The sequence below is a fragment of the Micrococcus sp. R8502A1 genome (assembly GCF_006704135.1).
In the GTDB taxonomy this organism is placed as follows: domain Bacteria; phylum Actinomycetota; class Actinomycetes; order Actinomycetales; family Micrococcaceae; genus Micrococcus; species Micrococcus luteus.
Map to the genome: position 1 here is coordinate 39,618 of NZ_VIGS01000003.1, position 22,397 is coordinate 62,014.

Below are 22,397 nucleotides of genomic sequence, written 5' to 3' on the forward strand. Positions count from 1 at the left end.
CCGGGGTGTCCGGGGCGCGACGTAGGGTTCTGCCATGAGCCTGGCCCAGAAGATCAACCGCGTCGTCGCCCCGTTCGAGGTCATCTCCCCCTACCAGCCCTCCGGTGACCAGCCGAAGGCCATCGCCGAGCTCGCCGAGCGCGTGGAGGCGGGGGAGAAGGACGTCGTCCTGATGGGCGCCACCGGCACGGGCAAGTCGGCGACGACGGCGTGGCTCGTCGAGCGCCTCCAGCGGCCCACGCTGGTGATGGTGCAGAACAAGACGCTCGCGGCGCAGCTGGCCAACGAGTTCCGGGAGCTGCTGCCCAACAACGCGGTCGAGTACTTCGTCTCCTACTACGACTACTACCAGCCCGAGGCGTACGTCCCGCAGACGGACACCTTCATCGAGAAGGACTCCTCCATCAACGAGGAGGTCGAGCGGCTGCGCCACTCGGCCACGAACGCGCTGCTGACCCGGCGGGACGTGATCGTGGTGGCCACCGTCTCCTGCATCTACGGCCTCGGCACGCCCGAGGAGTACATCGAGCAGATGGTCACCCTGCGCCGCGGTGCGGAGATGGACCGGGACGTGCTCCTGCGGCGGTTCGTGCAGATGCAGTACGTGCGCAACGACGTCGACTTCCACCGCGGCACCTTCCGGGTGCGGGGGGACACCGTGGAGATCATCCCCATGTACGAGGAGCTCGCGGTGCGCATCGAGTTCTTCGGGGACGAGATCGAGTCCATCCAGACCCTGCACCCGCTCACCGGCCAGGTGGTGCGCGAGGAGGAGGAGATGTACATCTTCCCGGCCTCGCACTACGTGGCCGGCGACGAGCGCATGGGCCGGGCGATCACCACCATCGAGGACGAGCTGCGGGAGCGGCTGCAGGAGCTGGAGTCCCAGGACAAGCTGCTCGAGGCGCAGCGGCTGCGCATGCGCACCACGTACGACCTCGAGATGATGCAGCAGATGGGCTACTGCAACGGCATCGAGAACTACTCGCGCCACATCGACGGCCGTCCCGCCGGCTCCGCCCCGCACTGCCTGCTGGACTACTTCCCGGACGACTTCCTGCTCGTGGTGGACGAGTCCCACGTGACCATCCCGCAGATCGGCGCGATGTACGAGGGGGACATGTCCCGCAAGCGCACCCTCGTGGAGCACGGCTTCCGCCTGCCCTCGGCCATGGACAACCGCCCGCTGAAGTGGGACGAGTTCCTCGAGCGGATCGGGCAGACCGTGTACCTCTCCGCGACGCCGGGCGCCTACGAGCTCGGCCAGGCGGACGGCTACGTCGAGCAGATCATCCGGCCCACCGGGCTGGTGGACCCGCAGGTGGTGGTCAAGCCGACCGAGGGGCAGATCGACGACCTGCTCGAGCAGATCCGCGTGCGCACGGCCAAGGACGAGCGCGTCCTGGTGACCACGCTGACTAAGCGCATGGCCGAGGACCTCACGGACTACCTGCTCGAGGCGGGGGTGAAGGTCGAGTACCTCCACTCGGATGTGGACACGCTGCGCCGCGTGGAGCTGCTGCGGGAGCTGCGCAAGGGCACCTTCGACGTGCTGGTGGGCATCAACCTGCTGCGCGAGGGCCTGGACCTGCCCGAGGTCTCGCTCGTGGCGATCCTGGACGCGGACAAGGAGGGGTTCCTGCGCTCCACCACCTCCCTCATCCAGACCATCGGCCGCGCCGCCCGCAACGTCTCCGGCGAGGTCCACATGTACGCCGACAACGTCACGGACTCCATGCGGCGGGCGATCGACGAGACCGAGCGGCGCCGGGCCGTGCAGATCGCGTACAACGAGGAGCACGGGATCGACCCCCAGCCGCTGCGCAAGCGCATCGCGGACATCACGGACCAGCTGGCCCGGGAGGACGCGGACACCGCCGACTTCCTCAAGGGCATGGGCGGCGTGAAGTCCGGGTTCGACTTCGGCATGGGCCACCGAGGCCTCAGCTCGCTGGACCGGGACGCGACCACAGGGGAGGGCACCGAGGCTCCGGCGGTGGACCCGGCGTCGCTGCCCGCCAAGGACCTGGCCGATCTGATCGAGCAGATGTCGAAGCAGATGCACCAGGCGGCGGCGGACCTGCAGTTCGAGCTCGCCGCCCGCCTGCGCGACGAGGTCGGCGAGCTCAAGAAGGAGCTGCGGCAGATGAAGCGGGAGCAGTGACCACCCGGCATGATGCCGACCCAGGGTGTTATGAAAACACTGATGAATGTCGTCATATCAGTGATAGTGTGACGCCATGAGCGCAGCACCCCCGGTCGCGGCCGTGATCGCGGACATCGTCGGCTCCCGCGCCCTCCCGGACCGGGAGCGCGCGCAGGAGCAGATCCTGGCCGCCTTCGCGGCCGCGGAACAGGACGTCCCGCCGCTGCGCCCCGCCTGGGCCAGCGTCGGCGACGAGTTCCAGGCGCTGCACCGCACCTGGCCGGACGCGCTCCGGCTGACCGTCCGCGTCACGCTCGCCCTGCCCCCGGGCCTCGACCTGCGCTTCGGGATCGGCCTGGGGCAGCGGCGGGCCCTGGACGCCGGCGGAGACGGCATCGAGGACGGCACGGCCTGGTATCGGGCCCGCGAGGCCGTCGAGCACGCGCACGAGCGGGCCGCCGGCGCCGCGACCGCCTTCCGTGCCGCGGACCCGTCCCTCACCGCCGCCGTGGACGGGCTCGCCCTGCTGCGCGACCACGTCCTCGGCCGGCTCAAGGCCCGCGAACGCCGGATCGCCGCAGCCCTGCTGGGCGGGGCGACCCAGGCGGAGGCCGCACGGGCGGAGCGGATCACGCAGTCCGCGGTGTCGCAGACCGTCGCGCGGTCCGGGATCGGCCGGCTGCTCGAGCTGGACGCCGAGCTCGCCGCCGCGGCGACGGAGGTCGCGCCGTGACCGCCCTCGCACTGCTCGCCCTGGGGCTGCACGACCTGCTCGACGCCGTCCTGCCCGGCGCCTGGCCCGCCCCCCGGCGGCGGTGGCTCGCCCGGGCCGGCGCGGCCGTGGCCGCCGTCCTCGCCGCGGTGCTGGTGGCCGTGCTGGCGCCGACCGGCGTGGCCGTCGCGGTGGGCGGCGGCCTGGTGTCCCTCGGCCTGCTGATGGGCTGGACGTGGCTGCACCCGGACCGGCCGCTCGGGGTGGTCGCGGTGGTGGCCACGGTCGGCCTGGTGGCCGTGCTCGAGTCGACCCTGGCGCCCGCGGGCCTGCGCTCCGCGCCACCGGCCCTCACGCTGCCGGCGGTGGCGGTGGCGCTGACCGAGACCGGCAACCGGGTCACCCGCGCGGTCCTCGCCCTGGCGGGCCGGTCCGCCGACGGGGGCGACGAGGAGGCGGAGGACCCCGCGGCGGAGCCCACGACCGTGCCGTCCGCCGCGCCCACGGACCCCGCGGCCGACGGCCTGCGCGGCGGTCGCTACATCGGGCCCATGGAGCGACTGCTCATGGTCGTCCTGGGGCTCGCGCAGGCCTATCCGGTGATCGCGGCCCTGATGGCGGCCAAGGGCATCGTGCGCTTCCCGGAGATCTCGGCGGACCGCGGAGCCGGCTCGCGCGCGGAGGAGTTCCTCATCGGCTCCCTCGCCAGCTGGGGCCTGGCCGCCGCCGGCGCCGTCGTCGTCTGGCTCGCCCTCGGCTTGACCGCCCCCGGCGCAGCCTGAGACCGGGCCCACCCGCATCCGCGCGCGGGACCGCACCCGTCTAGACTGGCGCGGCCCCCACGAGCCCTCCATGAAGGAGGCCGGCCTGTGGATCGGGTTCTACGTGGCGCTGGCGCTGGTCTTCGCGGGGCTGCTCTTCGCGGGGCTGCTCTTCGCGGGGCTGCTCTTCGCCCTGGGCGATGCGCAGCACGGCACCGAGTTCCTCGCCGGCTGGGTCACCGAGTACAGCCTCAGCGTGGACAACCTGTTCGTGTTCCTCATCATCATGGCCAAGTTCCAGGTGCCCCGCCGCTACCAGCAGGAGGTGCTGATGGTGGGCATCATCATCGCGCTGATCGCCCGCGCGGTGTTCATCGCGGTCGGCGCCGTCGCCATCGAGCACCTGACGTGGGAGTTCTACATCTTCGGCGCCTTCCTGCTCTGGACCGCCTGGCAGCAGCTCAAGGACGACGGCGGGGACGAGGAGTCCGAGCCGGGCGTCGTGGCCCGCCTGACCCGCCGCCTCAACGTGGCGCCGGACTACGACGGCAACCGACTGCGCACCACCGTGGACGGCCGGCGCATGTTCACCCCCATGGTGGTCGTGTTCATCACGATCGGCCTGACGGACGTGATGTTCGCGGTGGACTCCATCCCGGCGATCTTCGGCCTCACCCAGAACTGGTTCATCGTCCTGACCGCCAATATCTTCGCCCTCATGGGCCTGCGCCAGCGGGCCCGACGACGCCCCGCTCCGCCCGCCGCGGGTCGGGGCGTCGTCGTGCGACCGGGTAGACTGACCGGCGACGTAGGGGAGTATCCCGAACACTGTGGACGTCAGCACGCCGCGGCCGCCGAGAGCGCGCCGTCGGCCGGACACAGGGGCCCGGGCCGCGGTCGCGGCGGGCGGAGAGACTTGCGGCACCGTCCCGACCCTTGACGCCGAGAGGTGACCCGTGGAAATCAACGGCCTGACCTGGGGCCTGACGATCGCGCTGATCGTCGGCCTCCTCGCATTCGACTACTTCGCCCATGTCCGCAAGGCGCACACGCCGACGATCCGGGAGGCCGCGATCTGGTCCGGCGTCTACGTCGGCCTCGCGCTCATCTTCGGCCTCGTGTTCTTCGCCTTCGGCGACACCCAGCACGCGGTCGAGTACTACACCGGCTACCTGCTGGAGAAGGCGCTCAGCGTCGACAACCTGTTCGTCTTCCTGGTCATCATGGCCAGCTTCCGCGTGCCCCGCGACTACCAGCAGAAGGTGCTGCTGTTCGGCATCACGTTCGCGCTGATCTCGCGCACCTTGTTCATCCTGCTGGGCGCCGCCGTCATCGCCGCGTGGTCGGACGTGTTCTACCTCTTCGGCCTGTTCCTGCTGATCATCGCCGGCGGCCAGCTCAAGGGCGAGATGTCCGGCGACGCCGAGGGCGCCCAGGACGAGGCGGACAACGTGATGGTCCGCCTCGTCAAGCGGTTCCTGCCCGCCTCCGAGCAGTTCGACGGCGACCGCCTCTTCACGACGGTGGACGGCAAGCGCCTCATGACGCCGATGCTCCTCGTGATGATCGCGATCGGCGCCACGGACATCCTCTTCGCCTTCGACTCCATCCCCGCGATCTTCGGCGTGACCCAGGAGGCGTACATCGTCTTCACCGCCACGGCGTTCTCGCTCATGGGCCTGCGCCAGCTGTACTTCCTGATCGACGGCCTGCTCGACCGCCTCGTCTACCTGGCCTACGGGCTCTCCGCGCTGCTGGCGTTCATCGGCGTGAAGCTGATCCTGCACGCCCTGCACGAGAACAACCTGCCGTTCATCAACGGCGGCGAGAACGTGCCCGTCGTCGAGATCCCCACGACGCTGTCCCTCGTGGTCGTCGTCGTGATCCTGGCGATCACCGTGGCGATCTCCCTGGCCTCGCCGAAGGGCCAGGCCCTGCGGGCGCTGCAGAACGCCGAGAAGTACTCGTATCGGTACTCGAAGCTGGCCGAGGACGCCGACCCGGCCGAGCGCGAGCGCGCCGCCGCCCTGATGGACCGCTGGACGGCCCGGGCCGAGGCCCTGGACCAGCGCTGGCGCGACCAGCTGCTCGAGCACAAGGACGCGTGGTCGGCCATCATCCGCACGGCCCACGAGACCCGGCTCGCCGATCCCCGTGACGACGACGCGCGCGGGGTCTCCGAGCAGATCGTGCGACAGGACGGGCCCACCGTCTGAGCCGATCACGGCACCGGGGGAGTGCTCCGCCGGCGCCCGGGCCCCCGGGCCGGTCAGTCGACCGGGTCGGGGGCCGTCGTCGTCCCGGCGCCGTCCGCCGCGGTCATCGCCAGGAGCCGGTCGAGGATCGCCGGCCCGTCGTCGGCGATGCCGTCGTGGTGGAAGGCGTCGGTCTCCCACACCTGCAGGCCGCGGACGCGCCGCGCGGTCTCGAGCGAGAGGTCCCGGTCCACGTACACGTCGTCGGCGTAGACCGCGGCGGCCACGGGGACGGTGTTCTGCGCCAGGGCAGCCACGTCGTAGAGCGGGCCCCACTGCGTGCGCTCGGCGAGCAGCCGCGCCGTGCCGGCCAGGGGCCGCAGCCGGGGGTCGACCTCGACGGACCAGGGCATGACGTGTTCGCCCGTGGGCAGCGGGACCGTGGTCGCCTCCGGGTCGAAGTCCGGGTGCTCGGCGAGCATCCGGGACGCCGACCAGCCGGTGTCCGCCCGGCCGCCGGCCAGGTCCGCCGGCTGCGCGTAGATCGCCTCGTGCAGCACGGTGTAGAGCGGGTTGACGAGGCGGTCGTCCTGGTCGGCGACGGCGGCCAGGAACGTCTCGGACAGGCGCGGCGCGGGTCCGGTGCGGTCCACGGCCTCGGCGAGGACCCAGTGCAGGCGGTCCACGCGGGTGTTGCCGCCCAGCAGCATGCCCAGACCCTGGGCCCGTCCCACGGTGAGCGGCCCGCCGCCGGGCAGGGGGATCGGGGCGCCCGCGGCCTCGGCGGCGCGGATCAGCCCCACGGCCTCCGACCACGCGTCGCGGTCGGCCGGGTGCCGGTCGAAGAACTCCTCGGTGCGGGCGCGCATCCGGGCGTAGGTGGCCCGGTAGACCCGGTCGGCGTGGCCGGTGAGCGGGGCGAGGCCGCCGGTCACCAGGCTGCGCTGCAGGCCCTCCGGGTGGAAGGAGAGATAGCTCAGCGTGCAGAACCCGCCGAAGCTCTGGCCCAGTGTGGTCCACGGCCCGGCGCCGAGGGCGAGGCGCAGCATCTCGGCGTCCCGCACGATCGAGGGCGCCCGCAGGTGCACCAGGTGCTCGGCGCGCGCCTCGTCCGTGGCGAAGGCGCCCGGGGCGGTCAGGGTCGCCACAGTGGCCGGGGTCGAACGCCCCGTGCCGCGCTGGTCCAGCAGCAGCACGCGGTGGCTCTCGGCCAGCGCGCCGAGCCAGCCGCTCAGGCGCGCCGGGCGGGGCCCGGCACTGCCGGGGCCACCCTGGAGGTACAGGGCCCAGGGGCGCTCGCCCTCGGGGTCGTCCTTCGCCCGGATCTCGCGGGCGAAGACGGTCAGCGTGCCGCGCCCGTGCGGCCCGACGCCGGTGCCCGCCGCGTCCTGCGCCTCGGCCTCGGCGAGGCCCAGCGCGTGGTCGATCGGCACCGAGAACCAGTGGTCCACCGTGACGGTGCCGTCGTAGAGCTCGGTGCGCTCGCCCACGCGGTGGCGGGCCGGCTCGAGGGGAGCGAAGCCGCGCGGGTCGCCCGCCACGGGCCGTCCTGCCGCCCGAGCGTCCCCGGCGCTCACAGGCCCCACCCGGACTCGGGCGCGCCCACGGAGACCACCCGGATCACGGGATGGCCCGCCTCGTCGGAGGCGTCCAGGTCGACCACGGCGTTGATCCCGTGGTCCAGGTCCCCGTCCGGGTCCTTCAGGACCTGCCGCACCGCCCACCAGCGCGGGCCGGCCAGCTCCAGCGGGGCGGCGACGTCGGGGGCCGCGGCCACGCGGAACAGCTCGGGGCCGCGCGCGGCGGGGCCGTCGTCGATGTCCTCGTGGTCGTCGAAGTAGGCGTCGAGGGCGTCGGCCCAGTCGTCGGCGGACAGCTCGCCGGACAGGCGCGCGAGCGCCTCGTCCCGCTCGTCGCCGAACAGGCGCACCCGCTGGAACATCGCGTTGCGGACCATCACCCGGAACACGGGCTCGTTGTCCGTCAGGCGAGGCGGGGCCGGCGGCTCGAGCGCCTCCATGTCCCGGCGCAGCTCGTCGATGTCCCCGGCCACCAGGTCCTCCCACTCCTCCAGGAGGGACGAGTCGGTCTGCTTCACCATCTCGTCGAGCCAGTCCAGCAGCACCTGGAGCTCCTCGGTGCGGGCCGCCTCGGGGACGGTGTGGCGCAGTGCCTTGACCGCGTCCGTGAGGTAGCGCAGCAGCACGCCCTCGGACCGGGCGATCCCGTAGAACCGCACGTAGTCGCCGAAGCCCATGGCCCGCTCGAACATGTCGCGCACCACGGACTTGGGGGTCAGCTCGAACTCCGCGAGCCACGGGGCGTCCTGCCGGTAGAGCTCGAACTGCTGCTCGAGGAGCTCGGCCAGCGGCCGCGGGTGGGTGATCTCGTCGAGGGCCCGCATGCGGTCGTTGTAGTCCATGCCCTCGGCCTTCATGGCGGCCACGGCCTCGCCCTTGGCGTGCTTGACCTGGGCGGAGAGCACCTGGCGCGGCGGGTCGAGGGTCGCCTCGATCACGGAGACGACGTCGAGCGCGTGGTCGGGATCGGCCGGGTCCAGCAGGTCGAGCGCGGCGAGGGCGAAGGGGGAGAGCGGCTGGTTGAGCGCGAAGTCCGGCTGCAGGTCCACCGTGAGGTCCACGGTGCGGCCCTCGGCGTCCGGCTCGGGCAGACGCTCGACGACGCCCGTGGCCAACAGCTCCTGGAAGATCCCGAGCGCGCGGCGCATGAGCACCGCCTGGCGGGCCGGGGTCTCGTGGGTGCCGCGCAGCAGGCGCCGGACCGCGATGACCGGGTCGCCGGGCCGGTCGAGGATGTTCAGCAGCATGGAGTGCGTGATCCGCATGCGGGAGACCAGCGGCTCCGGCTCGGCGGAGACGAGGCGCTCGAACGTCGCCGGCCCCCACGAGACGAAGCCGGCCGGCGGGGTCTTGCGCTTGCCGGACTTCACGGACTGCTTCATGCGCTTGGCCCGCTCGGCCTCGTCCTTGACGTTCGCGAACTTCGCCGCGGCCTTGCGCTCGGCCGCCTTGTTCTCGATCACGTGCTCGGGGGCCTGGACCACCACGGTGCCGGAGGTGTCGAAGCCGGCCCGGCCCGCCCGGCCGGCGATCTGGTGGAACTCGCGGGCCTGGAGCAGGCGGGTCTTCTCGCCGTCGAACTTGGAGAGCGCGGTGAGCAGCACGGTGCGGATCGGCACGTTGATCCCGACGCCCAGCGTGTCCGTGCCGCAGATGACCTTGAGCAGCCCGTCCTGGGCCAGCTTCTCCACGAGGCGGCGGTACTTGGGCAGCATGCCCGCGTGGTGCACGCCGATGCCCGCCCGGACGAGGCGGTTCAGGGTGTGCCCGAAGCCCGCGGAGAAGCGGAAGCCGGCGATCCGCGCGGCGATCGCCTCCTTCTCCTCCCTGGACGTCACCGAGATCGAGGACAGACCCTGGGCCGTCTCCACGGCGTCCAGCTGCGAGAAGTGCACGATGTACACCGGTGCCTGGTGGGTGCTCACGAACTCCTCGACCTTCTCCTGCAGCGGCACCTCGGACCACTCGAACGTCAGCGGGATGGGGCGCTCCGCGTGGGCGACGACGGCGACCTCGCGCCCGGTGCGCTCGGTCAGGTCCGCCTCGAGGCGGGTCGTGTCGCCGAGGGTGGCCGACATCAGCAGGAACCGGGCCTGCGGCAGCTCGAGGAGGGGCACCTGCCAGGCCCAGCCGCGGGAGGGGTCCGCGTAGTAGTGGAACTCGTCCATCACCACGGTGCCGATCTCCATGCCCGAGCCCTCGCGCAGCGCGCGGTTGGCGAGGATCTCGGCGGTGCAGCAGATGATGGGCGCGTCACCGTTGACGGTGGAGTCGCCCGTGACCATGCCGACGTTCTCCGCGCCGAACACGTCCACCAGCGCGAAGAACTTCTCCGAGACGAGCGCCTTGATCGGCGCCGTGTAGTAGGAGACGGCGTCGTGGGCGAGCGCGTCGGCGTGCGCGGCCAGCGCCACCAGGGACTTGCCGGAGCCGGTGGGCGTCGCCAGGATCACGTGCCGGCCCTGGACGAGCTCGAGGGCGGCCTCCTCCTGGGCGGGGTAGAGCGAGATCCCGCGGTCCTCGGTCCAGGCCGCGAAGGCCCCGAAGACGTCGTCGGCGTCCGGGGCCGGCGGGAGCGCGTCGATGCGGTCGGTCAGCGAGGGCGGGTTCGTGGCGGCAGAAGTCATCGCCCCCAGGGTATCGGCCGCTCCGCGCGATACGGTGCCGCCATGAGTCAGATCGCGCCCGAGAGCCCGCACCCGGACACCGACGCCGTCGTGGGGGACGTGACCGGCCGACAGGGCGGGGGGTTCACCTGGGATCCCGCGCAGTACGAGGGCTTCGCCGAACACCGCGCCCGCCCCTTCTACGACCTGGTGGGGCGCGTGCGCGCCGAGGCCCCGCGCGTCGTGGTGGACCTGGGCTGCGGCCCGGGGACCCTGACCCGGACGCTGGCCGAGCGCTGGCCGGACGCCGAGGTGATCGGTCTGGACGACTCGCCCGCGATGCTCGAGCGGGCCCGGGAGCAGGCGGCCCGCACGGGTGCCCCCGCCAACCTGCGCTTCGAGGCGGTCGACGCCTCGCAGTGGCGCCCGTCGAGGGCGACGGACGTCGTGGTGTCCAACGCGATGCTCCAGTGGATCCCGACGCACCGTCGCCTGATCCGGCGCTGGCTCGGGGACCTCACGCCGGGGGCGTGGTTCGCGGCGCAGATCCCGCGGCCCTACGAGCAGCCCTCCCACGCGGCGATCGTGGCGCTGGCGGAGGACCCGGCCTTCTCCGAGCCGCTGCACGGGGTGGCGACGACCCGCACCGTGGCGCCGCCCGAGGAGTACACGCGGCTGTTCCTCGAGGCGGGGTGGTCCCCGGTGGTCTGGGAGACGGAGTACCAGCAGGTGCTGACGGGCGAGGACCCGGTGTTCCGGTGGACCTCCGGCGCGGCCCTGCGACCGAGCCTGCAGGCCCTGGCCCGCTGGGACGCCGAGGAGGGCGCCGCCGAGGGCGCCGGGCTGCTCGAGGCGTTCGTGGACCGGTACCGCGCCGCCATGCGCGAGGCGTACCCGCCGGTGCCCGGCGTCACGGCCGACGACGGCGGCCCGGTGACGATCTTCCCGGCCCGGCGCCTGTTCATGGTCGGGCAGAAGCCGGCCTGACGCCGGGCCCGGGAGTGCCCGGGCGGGCCGTCACCAGCCGCGCTCGGCCCACTCCGGCAGGTGGGGGCGCTCGGCGCCCAGGGTCGTGGAGGCGCCGTGGCCGGGGTGGACCACCACGTCGTCGTCGAACGCGTCGAAGATCCGCTCGGTGACGTCCGTGAACAGCTGACGGAACCGGCCGTCGTCGCCCTCGGTGTTGCCCACCCCGCCCGGGAAGAGGGAGTCGCCGGTGAAGAGCACGGCCGGCTCGTCCGCCTCGGGGCGGCACACCAGCGCGATGGACCCGGGCGTGTGGCCGCGCAGGGCCACCACCTCGAGCCGGAGCCCGTCGGCCCCCACGGTGTCCCCGTGGCGCAGGCGCACGTCGGGGGCGACCCCCGTGGCCTCGGCGATCGCGTCGGCGTCGTCCTCGCCGGCCGCCGTGCGGGCCCCGGTCAGGGACGCCAGCGCCGGCAGTGCGCGCACGTGGTCCCAGTGCCGGTGCGTGGTGACGATCATCTCGAGGCGCGGCTCGCACGGGGTGTCGTCCGCGGCCGAGGCGATGAGGTCGCGGATGGCCTCGGCGTCGTCGGCGGCGTCGATCAGCACCTGCGCCCCCGTGGTCTTGGAGGTGAGCAGGTACACGTTGTTGTCCATCTCCGACACGGAGCAGGTGCGCACCGTGACGGCGGGCAGATCGTGCAGGAGGCGGTTCCGGGCGGTCTCGGGCATGCGCAACATTGTACGGACGGGGCGGCGAGGCGCCAGGGCGGGCCCGGCCCGCGGTGGGTTCGCCCACAGGCGAGACCCCGATGTCGTGTCCGTGCCGCCCCTATGCTGGCCGCGTGCCCAAGAACTCCTCCACCACCGTCTCCACCACCGTCTCCTCCGCCGTCGAGACCCACTTCGGCGGCCTCGCCTCCGGCCCCGGCGGCGCGCGCTCGGGCGAGCGGGACCGCATCGTCGTCCAGGGCGCCCGCGAGCACAACCTGAAGGACGTGGACGTCAGCTTCCCGCGGGACGCCATGGTCGTGTTCACGGGTCTGTCCGGCTCGGGCAAGTCCTCCCTGGCCTTCGACACGATCTTCGCCGAGGGCCAGCGACGCTACGTCGAGTCGCTCTCCTCCTACGCCCGCATGTTCCTGGGCCGGGTGGACAAGCCGGACGTGGACTTCATCGAGGGCCTGTCCCCGGCCGTGTCCATCGACCAGAAGTCCACCAACCGCAACCCGCGCTCCACGGTGGGGACCATCACCGAGATCTACGACTACATGCGCCTGCTCTGGGCGCGCGTCGGGGTGCCGCACTGCCCGCAGTGCGGGGAGCCGGTGAGCCGGCAGACCCCGCAGCAGATCGTGGACCAGCTCGAGGAGCTGCCCGAGCGCACCCGCTTCCAGGTGCTCGCGCCCGTGGTCCGCGGCCGCAAGGGCGAGTTCGTGGACCTGTTCCAGGACCTGTCCACGCAGGGCTTCGCCCGCGCCGTCGTGGACGGGGAGACCGTCCAGCTCTCGGACCCGCCCGTGCTGAAGAAGCAGGTCAAGCACACCATCGCCGTCGTCGTGGACCGCCTCGCCATGAAGGAGGGCATCCGCCAGCGCCTCACCGACTCGGTGGAGACCGCCCTGAAGCTGGCGGACGGCCTCGTCGTCGCCGAGTTCGTGGACGTGGAGCCGGTCGCCGAGAAGGCCAAGAAGAACACCGCGGAGTTCGGCGGGCGGGACGCCGAGGGCAACCCCCGGTACCGCTCGTTCTCCGAGAAGCTCTCCTGCCCCAACGGGCACGAGCAGACCGTGGACGAGATCGAGCCGCGCTCGTTCTCCTTCAACAACCCGTTCGGCGCGTGCCCCGAGTGCACCGGCATCGGCTCCCGCCTGCAGGTGGACCCGGACCTCGTCGTCGCCAACGACGAGCTGTCCCTGCGCGAGGGCGCCGTCGTGCCGTGGTCGCTCGGCAAGTCCACCTCGGACTACTGGCTGCGCGTGCTCGGCGGGCTGGGCAAGGAGATGGGCTTCTCCCTGGACACCCCGTGGAAGGACCTGACGGAGGCGGAGCGCGACGCCGTCCTGCACGGCAAGGACTTCAAGGTGGAGGTGACGTTCCGCAACCGGTTCGGCCGCGAGCGCCGCTACACCACGGGCTTCGAGGGCGTCATCCCCTACGTGATGCGCAAGCACGGGGAGACCGAGTCGGACGGCGCCCGCGAGCGCTACGAGTCGTTCATGCGGGAGATCCCGTGCCCGGCGTGCCACGGGGCCCGCCTCAACCCCACGGTCCTGAACGTGCTCGTGGGCGGCCTGTCCATCGCGGACGCCACCCGCCTGCCCATGCGCGAGGCCATGGAGTTCTTCTCGGGGCTGCGGCTGACGGACCGGGAGCGGCAGATCGCGGACCAGGTGCTCAAGGAGATCCTGGCCCGGCTGGCGTTCCTGCTGGACGTCGGCCTCGAGTACCTCAACCTCGAGCGGCCGGCCGGCACCCTCTCCGGCGGCGAGGCCCAGCGCATCCGCCTGGCCACGCAGATCGGCTCCGGGCTGGTCGGCGTCCTCTACGTCCTCGACGAGCCGTCCATCGGCCTGCACCAGCGGGACAACCGCCGCCTCATCGAGACCCTCCTGCGCCTGCGGGACCTCGGCAACACCCTCATCGTCGTCGAGCACGACGAGGACACGATCGCCGAGGCGGACTGGATCGTGGACATCGGCCCTCGCGCGGGCGAGCACGGCGGCGAGGTCGTGCACTCGGGCTCCCTGGCGGACCTCAAGGCGAACACGCGGTCCGTCACCGGCGACTACCTCTCCGGCCGCCGCTCCATCGCGGTGCCGGAGCGGCGTCGCGTCCCGGAGAAGGGGCGCGTGCTGACGGTCCGCGGCGCCCAGGAGAACAACCTGAAGGACGTCTCGGTGGAGGTCCCGCTCGGGGTCCTCACGGCCGTGACGGGCGTGTCCGGCTCCGGCAAGTCCACGCTGATCAACGAGATCCTCTACAAGGTCCTGGCCAACCGGCTCAACGGCGCCAAGCTCGTGCCCGGCCGGCACCGGTCCGTGGAGGGACTCGAGCACCTGGACAAGGTGGTCCACGTGGACCAGAGCCCCATCGGGCGCACGCCACGCTCCAACCCCGCCACCTACACGGGCGTGTTCGACGCGATCCGCAAGCTCTTCGCGGAGACCCCCGAGGCGAAGGTCCGGGGCTACCAGCAGGGCCGGTTCTCCTTCAACATCAAGGGCGGGCGCTGCGAGGCGTGCGCGGGCGACGGCACGCTCAAGATCGAGATGAACTTCCTGCCGGACGTCTACGTGCCGTGCGAGGTGTGCCACGGGGCCCGGTACAACCGGGAGACGCTCGAGGTCACCTACAAGGGCAAGAACATCGCCGAGGTCCTCGACATGCCGATCGAGGAGGCCGCGGACTTCTTCAGCGCGTACACCCGCATCTCGCGGTACCTGGACACGCTCGTCGACGTCGGTCTGGGCTACGTCCGCCTGGGCCAGCCCGCCACCACGCTCTCGGGCGGCGAGGCCCAGCGCGTGAAGCTGGCGGCCGAGCTCCAGAAGCGCTCCAACGGCCGCACCATCTACGTGCTGGACGAGCCGACCACGGGGCTGCACTTCGACGACATCCGCAAGCTCCTGCACGTGCTCCAGTCCCTCGTGGACAAGGGCAACACGGTGCTCACCATCGAGCACAACCTCGACGTGATCAAGAGCGCGGACCACGTGATCGACCTCGGCCCCGAGGGCGGCTCCGGGGGCGGCACGATCGTGGCCACGGGCACGCCGGAGGAGGTCGCACACGTCGCGGAGAGCCACACGGGCCGGTTCCTCGCGGAGCTGCTCGCGTAGCATGGACCCCGCCCACGCAGGACGCGGACGAAGGAGAGCCATGGCGACGTCGGAGCCCGTGCGCAGGAGCGCCGCCGCGCTCCTGCGGCTCACCTGCCGCCCCGAGGTCGTCGGCATGGAGCACGTCCCTGCGCGGGGCCCCTTCGTCATGGCCTCCAACCACCTGTCCTTCGTCGACTCGGTGATCCTCCAGGCCCTCGCCCCCCGCCCGGTCCACTTCTTCGCCAAGGAGGAGTACTTCACGGGCACGGGCCTGCGGGGCCGCGTCCGGCGGCGGTTCTTCGAGTCCGTGGGCTCCGTCCCCGTCCGCCGGGGCGAGCAGGCCGCCTCCGTGGCCGCGCTCGAGTCCCTCGTGGGCCTGCTCGAGTCCGGCCAGGGCGTCGGCATCTACCCGGAGGGCACCCGCAGCCGCGACGGCCGCCTCTACCGCGGCCGCACCGGTGCGGCCTGGCTGGCCCTGGCCACCGGCGCACCCGTGGTGCCCGTGGGCCTCGTCGGCACGCAGCACCTCCAGCCGCCGGACACGAACGGCTTCCGTCCCCACCGGTTCTCCGTGCGCGTGGGCGCGCCCCTGGACTTCGGCCACCCCGGGCGTCGACACACCCTGCCGCAGCGCCGCGACGCGACGGCGGCGATCATGGACGCCATCGGCGCGCTCTCGGGGCAGGAGCGCGTGGACGCGTACAACGCCGCCCCGGGTGCCCGTGGCTGATCCGGCCTTCTACCGCCCGGCTCCGGGCGAGATCTCCACGTCCCCCGGCGTCTACCGCTTCCGCGACGCGGACGGACGCGTCGTCTACGTCGGCAAGGCGAAGAACCTGCGCGCCCGCCTGAGCTCCTATTTCCAGGACCCGGCTCGGCTGGCCACCAAGACCCGGACCATGGTGTTCACGGCGGCCGCGGTCGAGTGGACCGTCGTCGGCTCCGAGCTGGAGGCGCTCCAGCTCGAGTACACGTGGATCAAGGAGTACCGCCCCCGGTTCAACATCATGTACCGGGACGACAAGTCGTACCCGTACCTGGCCGTGACCATGAACGAGCAGTTCCCGCGCGTCCAGGTGATGCGCGGCGACCGGAAGCCCGGCGTGAAGTACTTCGGCCCGTTCCACCCGGCCAAGGCGATCCGCGAGACCGTGGACCTGATGCTGCGCGTCTTCCCGGTCCGCACGTGCTCGGCGGGCGTGTTCAAGCGGGCCCGCGCCCAGGACCGGCCGTGCCTGCTCGGCTACATCGGCAAGTGCTCGGCGCCCTGCGTGGGCCGGATCAGCCCGGCGGACCATCGCGCGCTGGCCCAGGACTTCTGCGACTTCATGGCCGGGGACGCGAACCGGTTCATCCGCGAGCTGGAGAAGGCCATGGCCCGCGCCGTCGAGGAGCTGCGCTACGAGGACGCGGCCCGGCTGCGGGACGACATCGCCGCGCTGCGCCGCGTGTTCGAGCGCAACGCCGTGGTGCTGCCGGAGAACACGGAGGCGGACATCTTCGCCCTGCACGCGGACGAGCTGGAGGTCGCGGTGCAGGTGTTCCACGTCCGGCAGGGACGCATCCGCGGCCAGCGCGGCTGGGTCATGGAGCGCGTGGAGGACGTCGCCGAGCCGGAGATGGTCGCGCACCTGCTCCAGCAGGTCTACGGCGACCTCGAGGGGCCGGAGCGCATCCCGCACGAGATCCTCGTCCCGGTCGAGCCCGACGACGCCGCACAGCTCACCGAGTGGCTCTCGGGCCTGCGCGGGTCACGGGTCGCCGTGCGCGTGCCCCGGCGGGGCTCGAAGGCGGACCTCATGGAGACCGTCCGGGAGAACGCGGCGATGGCCCTCAAGCTGCACAAGTCGCGGCGGTCCGGGGACCTCACCACCCGCTCCGCCGCCCTGCGGGAGCTGCAGGAGGCCCTGGAGATCACCGAGCCTCTGCTGCGCATCGAGTGCTACGACATCTCCCACTCCCAGGGCACCAACGTGGTCGGCTCGATGGTCGTCATGGAGGACGGGCTGCCGAAGAAGAAGGACTACCGCCGCTTCAACGTCACGGGGGAGGCCGCCCGGGACGACACGGCGTCCCTGCGCGACGTCCTGCGGCGCCGCTTCGCCCGCCTGGCCAAGGAGCGCGCGGAGGGCGCCCCGCTCTCCGGTCAGGTCGAGGGGGACGATCAGGAGTCGGGGCGCCGCTTCGCGTACCCGCCCTCGCTCGTGGTGGTCGACGGCGGCCCGCCCCAGGTGGCCGCGGCCGCGGCGGTCCTCGAGGAGCTCGGCCTGGACGACCTGCCCGTGGTCGGGCTGGCCAAGCGGCTCGAGGAGGTGTGGCTGCCGGGCGACGAGTTCCCGGTGGTCCTGCCGCGCACCTCGGAGGGCCTGTACCTGCTCCAGCGCATCCGCGACGAGTCGCACCGGTTCGCGATCGCCGGCCACCGCAGCCGGCGGTCCAAGGCGATGACCGTCTCCGCCCTGGACGGGATCCCGGGTCTGGGCCCGGCCAAGCGCACCGCGCTGCTGAACCATTTCGGCTCCGTCGCCGAGATCCGGGCCGCCGGCGTGGACCGGCTGACCGAGGTCGCCGGCATCGGGCCGCGGCTGGCCGAGGCCGTCCACACGGCGCTCACGGCCGACACGCCCGCGGCTACAGTGGAGCCATGACCGAGGAGACCCTCCAGCCGGAGAAGCCGCCGACGTCGGAGGTGCTCGTGATCGCCGGCATGTCCGGCGCCGGACGGACCACCGCCGCGCACGCGCTCGAGGACCACGGCTGGGCCGTGGTGGAGAACATGCCGCCGGCCCTGTTCGGCACGCTGGCCGAGCTCATCGCCCGCTCGCCGGAGGCGTTCCCGCGCCTGGCGATCGTGGTGGACGTGCGCTCGCGCTCCTACTTCGAGGAGCTGTACGCCGCCCTGCAGCACCTGGCCAACAGCGGAGTGGAGTATCGCACCGTGTTCCTCGATGCGGAGGACCACGTCCTCCTGCAACGCTTCGAGGCCGGCCGCCGCCCCCACCCGATGCAGGGCAACGCCCGGCTGCTGGACGGCATCCGCGCGGAGCGGGACGTCGTCGAGCCGCTCAAGGCGCGTGCCGACGTCGTGGTGGACACCACCGAGCTGAACGTGCACGGCCTGGCCACGGAGATCACCGAGCTGTTCTCGGAGTCCGGCCCCGTCACGCTGCGCCTGACCATCATGAGCTTCGGGTTCAAGTACGGCGTCCCGGCGGACGCGAACTTCGTGGCGGACATGCGCTTCATCCCCAACCCCCACTGGGTGCCGGCGCTGCGTCCGCACACGGGCACGGAGGCCGCGGTCGCGGACTACGTGCTCTCCCGCCCCGGTGTCGAGGACTTCCTGCGCGCGTACGTCGCCATGCTGGGGCCGGTGTTCGAGGGCTACCGGCGGGAGAACAAGCACTACGCTACGCTCGCCATCGGCTGCACGGGCGGCAAGCACCGCTCCGTGGCCGTCGCCGAGGAGCTGGCCCGGCGCCTGGCCCAGGTGCCCCACGTGACGGTGCACGTCCAGCACCGGGACATGGGGCGCGAATGACGTCCCCGCTCACCGGCCAACTGCCCCTGCCGCCCGGGATGGGTTCGGAAGGGCGCGGGGTGGGCGCCGGCATGTCCCGCCCCACGGCCCGCGTCACCGCCCTCGGCGGCGGCCACGGCCTCTCCGCGTCCCTCGCGGCCCTGCGGCACGTGGCCGGGCACCTCACGGCCATCGTCACGGTGGCGGACGACGGCGGCTCCTCCGGCACCATCCGCCGGGAGATGGCGGTGCTGCCGCCCGGCGACCTCCGCATGGCGCTGGCCGCCCTGTGCGACGACACCGACTGGGGTCGGACCTGGGCCCACGTCATGCAGCACCGCTTCCGCTCCACCGAGGTGCCCGCCGACCAGGCCACCCTGGACAACCACGCGCTCGGGAACCTCCTGATCGTCGCCCTGTGGGAGCTGCTGGGCGACCCGGTGGACGGGCTGCGCTGGGCCGGCGCCCTGCTGCGGGCGCACGGCGAGGTCCTGCCGGTCTCGCGGGTGCCGCTGACCATCGGCGGGGACGTGCTCAGCGCCGGCCCGGACGGCCGCCTGCGCACCCGATGCGTGGAGGGCCAGGTGGCCTTCGCAGTCGCCGCGTTCGAGGGGCGCGTCACCGACGTCCGCCTGAGCCCGTCCGACGCCCCCGCCACCCCGGAGGCGCTCTCGGCGATCGAGCTGGCCGACTGGGTGGTGCTCGGACCCGGCTCGCTGTACACGTCGGTGCTGCCGCACCTGTTGATGCCGGAGGTGCGCTCGGCGCTCGCCGCCACCACCGCCCGGCGCCTCATGGTGCTGAACCTGCGCACGGGGGACCAAGAGACCACCGGCCTCGCCCACGCCGACCACCTCAAGGTGCTGCGCTCGTATGCGCCGGACCTCCGGCTGGACGTGGTGATCGCCGACGTGGACGCGGTCACCGACCGGGCGGCGGTGGAGGCCGAGGCGGCCCGGATGGGCGCGCGCGTGGCGTTCAGTAGAGTGAGCAGTGCCCAGGATCCCCAGGTCCACGACCCGCTGCGCCTGGCCGTCGCGATCGACGAGGCGATGACCCACTGACGCGCGCACCTCGCCGAGAAGGAGCACGAGCATGGCGCTGACCATGACCCTCAAGGAGGAGCTGGCCCGTGTGCCGGTCGCCGCGACCCCGGAGCGGCGGGCGGAGACCGCGGCGATGCTGCGGTTCGCCGGGGGGTTGCACCTCGTGGCCGGCCGCGTCGTCGTGGAGGCGGAGCTGGACCACGGCGCCAGTGCGCGCCGCCTGCGCGCCGCCATCACCGACCTGTACGGCCTGGCCCCGGAGATCGTGGTGGTCTCCGGCGGCAACCTGCGCCGTGGTCAGCGGTACGTGCTCCGGGTCGTGCGCGGGGGAGAGGACCTCGCCCGGCAGACCGGGCTCATCGACCAGCGGGGACGGCCCGTGCGTGGCCTCGCGCCGGTCCTCGTCAGCGGGACGACGGCGGCCACCGCCGCCGTGTGGCGCGGGGCCCTGCTGGCCCACGGCTCCCTCACCGAGCCCGGCCGCTCGGCGGCCCTCGAGGTGACCACGCCGGGCCCGGAGGCCGCGCTCGCGCTGGTGGGGGCCGCGCGTCGGCTCCGCGTGGCGGCGAAGGCACGCGAGGTGCGTCAGTTGGACCGCGTCGTGGTCCGCGACGGCGAGGCGATCGCCACGCTGCTCGCCGCCGTCGGCGCGGAGCAGACCGCGACTCTCTGGCGCGAGCGGCGCGAGCGCAAAGAGGTCCGGGCCACCGCCAACCGCCTGGCGAACTTCGACGACGCCAACCTGCGCCGCTCCGCCCAGGCCGCCGTCATGGCCGGGGCGAAGGTGGAGCGGGCCCTCGAGATCCTCGGCGACGAGGTGCCCGACCACCTCCGCTACGCGGGCCGGCTGCGCCTCGAGCACAAGCAGGCCTCCCTCGACGAGCTCGGCCGCCTCGCGGACCCGCCGATGACCAAGGACGCCGTCGCCGGGCGCATCCGCCGGCTGCTGGCCATGGCGGACAAGCGGGCCGCCGAGCGGGGCATCCCCGGGACGGACGCGGCCTCCGAGGGCTGAGCGCGGGATCACCGTCGACGGGATCTGGCCCCGTCGCTCCGCCCCCGACCACAATGGAGACGGACGGAATACGCCGCCGGGACGCGGGGTTGCCCGAGGTGGAGGCCGAGGGCGTCCTGCCCGCAGCCTCGCCTGATCAAGGAGGAAGCATGACCGAATACACCCTTCCGGAGCTGGACTACGACTACGCCGCGCTGGAGCCGCACATCTCGGCCCGCATCATGGAGCTGCACCACTCCAAGCACCACGCCACGTACGTCAAGGGCGCGAACACCGCCCTGGAGAAGCTGGCCGCCGCGCGTGAGGCCGGCGACTTCGGCTCCGTGAACCAGCTGTCGAAGGACCTCGCCTTCAACCTGGGCGGGCACACGAACCACTCGATCTTCTGGAAGAACCTCTCGCCGGAGGGCGGCGACAAGCCGACCGGCGAGCTGGCCGCCGCCATCGACGAGTACTTCGGCTCGTTCGACCAGTTCCAGGCCCACTTCACCGCCGCCGCCCTCGGCATCCAGGGCTCCGGCTGGGCCGTGCTGGCCTACGAGCCCATCGGCGGCAACCTGGTGATCGAGCAGTTCTACGACCAGCAGAACGGCGTGCCGGTCGCCACCATCCCGCTGTTCCAGCTGGACATGTGGGAGCACGCCTTCTACCTCGACTACCAGAACGTCAAGGCGGACTACGTCAAGGCGATCTGGAACATCGTGAACTGGGCCGACGTGCAGGCCCGCTTCGAGGCCGCCCGCGCCGGCGCCTCCGGCCTGATCCTCCCGGCCTGATCCACACCGCGCACCGGGGCGCTGACGTCGTGGCCCCACGACGTCAGCGCCCCGATGCGGGGAGGGGCTCGGCGCTCCGGCCCTGTCCCCACCGAGCGCCCGGACCGGGCGCGACCGCTCGACCGCACCGCCCCGGACCCACCGCCACGGGGACCACGCAACGAGAACTGACGAGAGGGACCACCATGACCAAGATCGCCATCAACGGCTACGGCCGCATCGGACGCAACATCGTGCGCGTGCTCAGGGACCGCGGCCACGAGGGCCTCGAGCTGGTCGCCGTGAACGACCTCGCCGACCCCGAGGACCTGTTCTGGCTCACCAAGTACGACACCATCCTGGGCCGCTACCCGGGCGAGCTGGAGCGGACCGAGAAGGGGTTCCGCATCGACGGCCGCGACGTCGCGTTCTTCCAGGAGGCCGACCCGATGAAGCTGCCGTGGGGTGAGCTCGGCGTGGACCTGGTCATCGAGTGCACCGGCATCTTCACGACCGGCCCCAAGGCGCAGGCCCACCTCGACGCGGGGGCCAAGAAGGTCCTCATCTCGGCCCCCGCCAAGGAGGTCGACGGCACCTTTGTGATGGGCGTGAACGAGCACACCTACGACGCGGAGTCGATGCACATCGTCTCGAACGCCTCGTGCACCACGAACTGCCTGCCCCGATGGCGAAGGTCCTCAACGACGAGTTCGGCATCGTGGACGGCATCATGACCACGATCCACGCGTACACCGGCGACCAGAACCTGCACGACAACGTGCACAAGAAGGATCGCCGTCGGGCGCGCGCCGCGGCCCAGAACATGGTGCCCACCTCCACGGGCGCGGCGAAGGCCATCGGCGAGGTCATCCCGGAGCTGAAGGGCAAGCTGGACGGCTTCGCCATGCGGGTGCCCACCATCACCGGCTCGGCCACCGACCTGACCGTGGAGCTGACGCGCCACGTGGAGGTCGAGGAGGTCAATGCGGCGTTCAAGAGGGCCGCGGAGTCCGGCCCGCTGCAGGGCCGCCTGGTCTACTCCGAGGATCCGATCGTGTCCTCGGACATCATCACCTCCCCGGCGGCGTGCACCTTCGACGCCCCGCTGACCAAGTCCATCGGCCAGACCGTGAAGGTCATCGGCTGGTACGACAACGAGTACGGCTACACCTCCCAGCTCATGGACTTCGCGGACCTCATCGGTTCGAAGCTCTGAGCCCGCACGGCGCCCGACGGCCCGGGCCGACGGTTCCCCCGTCGGCCCGGGCCGT

General features: G+C 72.4%; 15 protein-coding genes and 2 pseudogenes. 14 read left to right on the forward strand and 3 right to left on the reverse strand.

Going from position 1 to position 22,397, the window contains the following annotated elements; translation table 11 throughout:
- Positions 1-34 precede the first annotated feature (34 nt).
- The 5 genes and pseudogenes from uvrB to FLM69_RS01280 all read left to right on the forward strand — a co-directional run bounded on the left by uvrB (position 35) and on the right by FLM69_RS01280 (position 5,835).
- Positions 35-2,164, forward strand: a complete 2,130-nt coding sequence (uvrB, locus tag FLM69_RS01260; RefSeq protein WP_100058001.1) for an excinuclease ABC subunit UvrB — start codon at positions 35-37, stop codon at positions 2,162-2,164.
- A 76-nt stretch (positions 2,165-2,240) separates the two neighbouring features.
- Entirely contained in the window at positions 2,241-2,879 is a 639-nt protein-coding gene (locus FLM69_RS01265; protein ID WP_044658956.1) for a SatD family protein, read from the forward strand.
- On the forward strand, positions 2,876-3,640 hold the full coding sequence (locus tag FLM69_RS01270; protein WP_061867947.1) for a hypothetical protein: 765 nt from the start codon (positions 2,876-2,878) through the stop codon (positions 3,638-3,640). Before FLM69_RS01265 ends, FLM69_RS01270 begins: the two co-directional genes overlap by 4 nt.
- 49 nt (positions 3,641-3,689) lie before the next feature.
- Positions 3,690-4,559 (forward strand): annotated as a pseudogene (locus FLM69_RS01275) (TerC/Alx family metal homeostasis membrane protein); the annotation flags it as partial.
- A 16-nt stretch (positions 4,560-4,575) separates the two neighbouring features.
- Positions 4,576-5,835 carry a TerC family protein gene (locus FLM69_RS01280; RefSeq protein WP_041102710.1) on the forward strand — a complete coding sequence of 420 codons (1,260 nt, stop codon included), beginning with the start codon at positions 4,576-4,578 and terminating at the stop codon, positions 5,833-5,835.
- A 53-nt stretch (positions 5,836-5,888) separates the two neighbouring features.
- On the opposite strand, the gene FLM69_RS01285 is transcribed toward FLM69_RS01280, so the two are convergent.
- The gene (locus tag FLM69_RS01285) at positions 5,889-7,355 is read right to left on the reverse strand and encodes an alpha/beta fold hydrolase (protein WP_036315316.1); all 1,467 of its coding nucleotides are present in this window, start codon (positions 7,353-7,355) and stop codon (positions 5,889-5,891) included.
- A 32-nt stretch (positions 7,356-7,387) separates the two neighbouring features.
- Positions 7,388-10,021, reverse strand: coding sequence for an RNA helicase (locus FLM69_RS01290; RefSeq protein WP_141842748.1), 2,634 nt, complete (start codon positions 10,019-10,021; stop codon positions 7,388-7,390).
- A 42-nt stretch (positions 10,022-10,063) separates the two neighbouring features.
- Between FLM69_RS01290 and FLM69_RS01295 the strand changes: the two genes are divergently transcribed.
- Positions 10,064-10,987 carry a methyltransferase domain-containing protein gene (locus FLM69_RS01295; RefSeq protein ID WP_141842749.1) on the forward strand — a complete coding sequence of 308 codons (924 nt, stop codon included), beginning with the start codon at positions 10,064-10,066 and terminating at the stop codon, positions 10,985-10,987.
- Positions 10,988-11,017: 30 nt separating this feature from the next.
- Here FLM69_RS01295 and FLM69_RS01300 read toward each other — a convergent pair whose 3' ends face one another.
- Positions 11,018-11,698 (reverse strand): MBL fold metallo-hydrolase, encoded by a 681-nt coding sequence (locus tag FLM69_RS01300; protein ID WP_141842751.1) that lies wholly within the window; start codon positions 11,696-11,698, stop codon positions 11,018-11,020.
- Between the two features lie 113 nt (positions 11,699-11,811).
- Here FLM69_RS01300 and uvrA point away from each other — a divergent pair, with 113 nt between their 5' ends.
- The 8 genes and pseudogenes from uvrA to gap all read left to right on the forward strand — a co-directional run bounded on the left by uvrA (position 11,812) and on the right by gap (position 22,342).
- Positions 11,812-14,808, forward strand: coding sequence for an excinuclease ABC subunit UvrA (gene uvrA / locus FLM69_RS01305; RefSeq protein WP_141842753.1), 2,997 nt, complete (start codon positions 11,812-11,814; stop codon positions 14,806-14,808).
- Between the two features lie 40 nt (positions 14,809-14,848).
- A complete protein-coding gene (locus FLM69_RS01310; protein WP_036315306.1) occupies positions 14,849-15,520 on the forward strand; it encodes a 1-acyl-sn-glycerol-3-phosphate acyltransferase in 672 nt (223 codons plus the stop codon).
- The gene (uvrC, locus tag FLM69_RS01315) at positions 15,513-17,438 is read left to right on the forward strand and encodes an excinuclease ABC subunit UvrC (protein ID WP_181743462.1); all 1,926 of its coding nucleotides are present in this window, start codon (positions 15,513-15,515) and stop codon (positions 17,436-17,438) included. The genes FLM69_RS01310 and uvrC overlap by 8 nt, the downstream gene beginning before the upstream one ends.
- Entirely contained in the window at positions 17,435-18,331 is an 897-nt protein-coding gene (rapZ, locus tag FLM69_RS01320) for an RNase adapter RapZ (RefSeq protein WP_141842757.1), read from the forward strand. The genes uvrC and rapZ overlap by 4 nt, the downstream gene beginning before the upstream one ends.
- On the forward strand, positions 18,328-19,374 hold the full coding sequence (gene yvcK, locus FLM69_RS01325; protein ID WP_036382737.1) for a uridine diphosphate-N-acetylglucosamine-binding protein YvcK: 1,047 nt from the start codon (positions 18,328-18,330) through the stop codon (positions 19,372-19,374). The genes rapZ and yvcK overlap by 4 nt, the downstream gene beginning before the upstream one ends.
- A gap of 31 nt (positions 19,375-19,405) precedes the next feature.
- The gene (gene whiA, locus FLM69_RS01330) at positions 19,406-20,371 is read left to right on the forward strand and encodes a DNA-binding protein WhiA (protein WP_036382735.1); all 966 of its coding nucleotides are present in this window, start codon (positions 19,406-19,408) and stop codon (positions 20,369-20,371) included.
- Between the two features lie 149 nt (positions 20,372-20,520).
- Positions 20,521-21,147 (forward strand): superoxide dismutase, encoded by a 627-nt coding sequence (locus FLM69_RS01335; RefSeq protein ID WP_036315296.1) that lies wholly within the window; start codon positions 20,521-20,523, stop codon positions 21,145-21,147.
- Positions 21,148-21,332: 185 nt separating this feature from the next.
- A pseudogene (gene gap / locus FLM69_RS01340) lies at positions 21,333-22,342 on the forward strand (type I glyceraldehyde-3-phosphate dehydrogenase).
- Positions 22,343-22,397 lie beyond the last annotated feature (55 nt).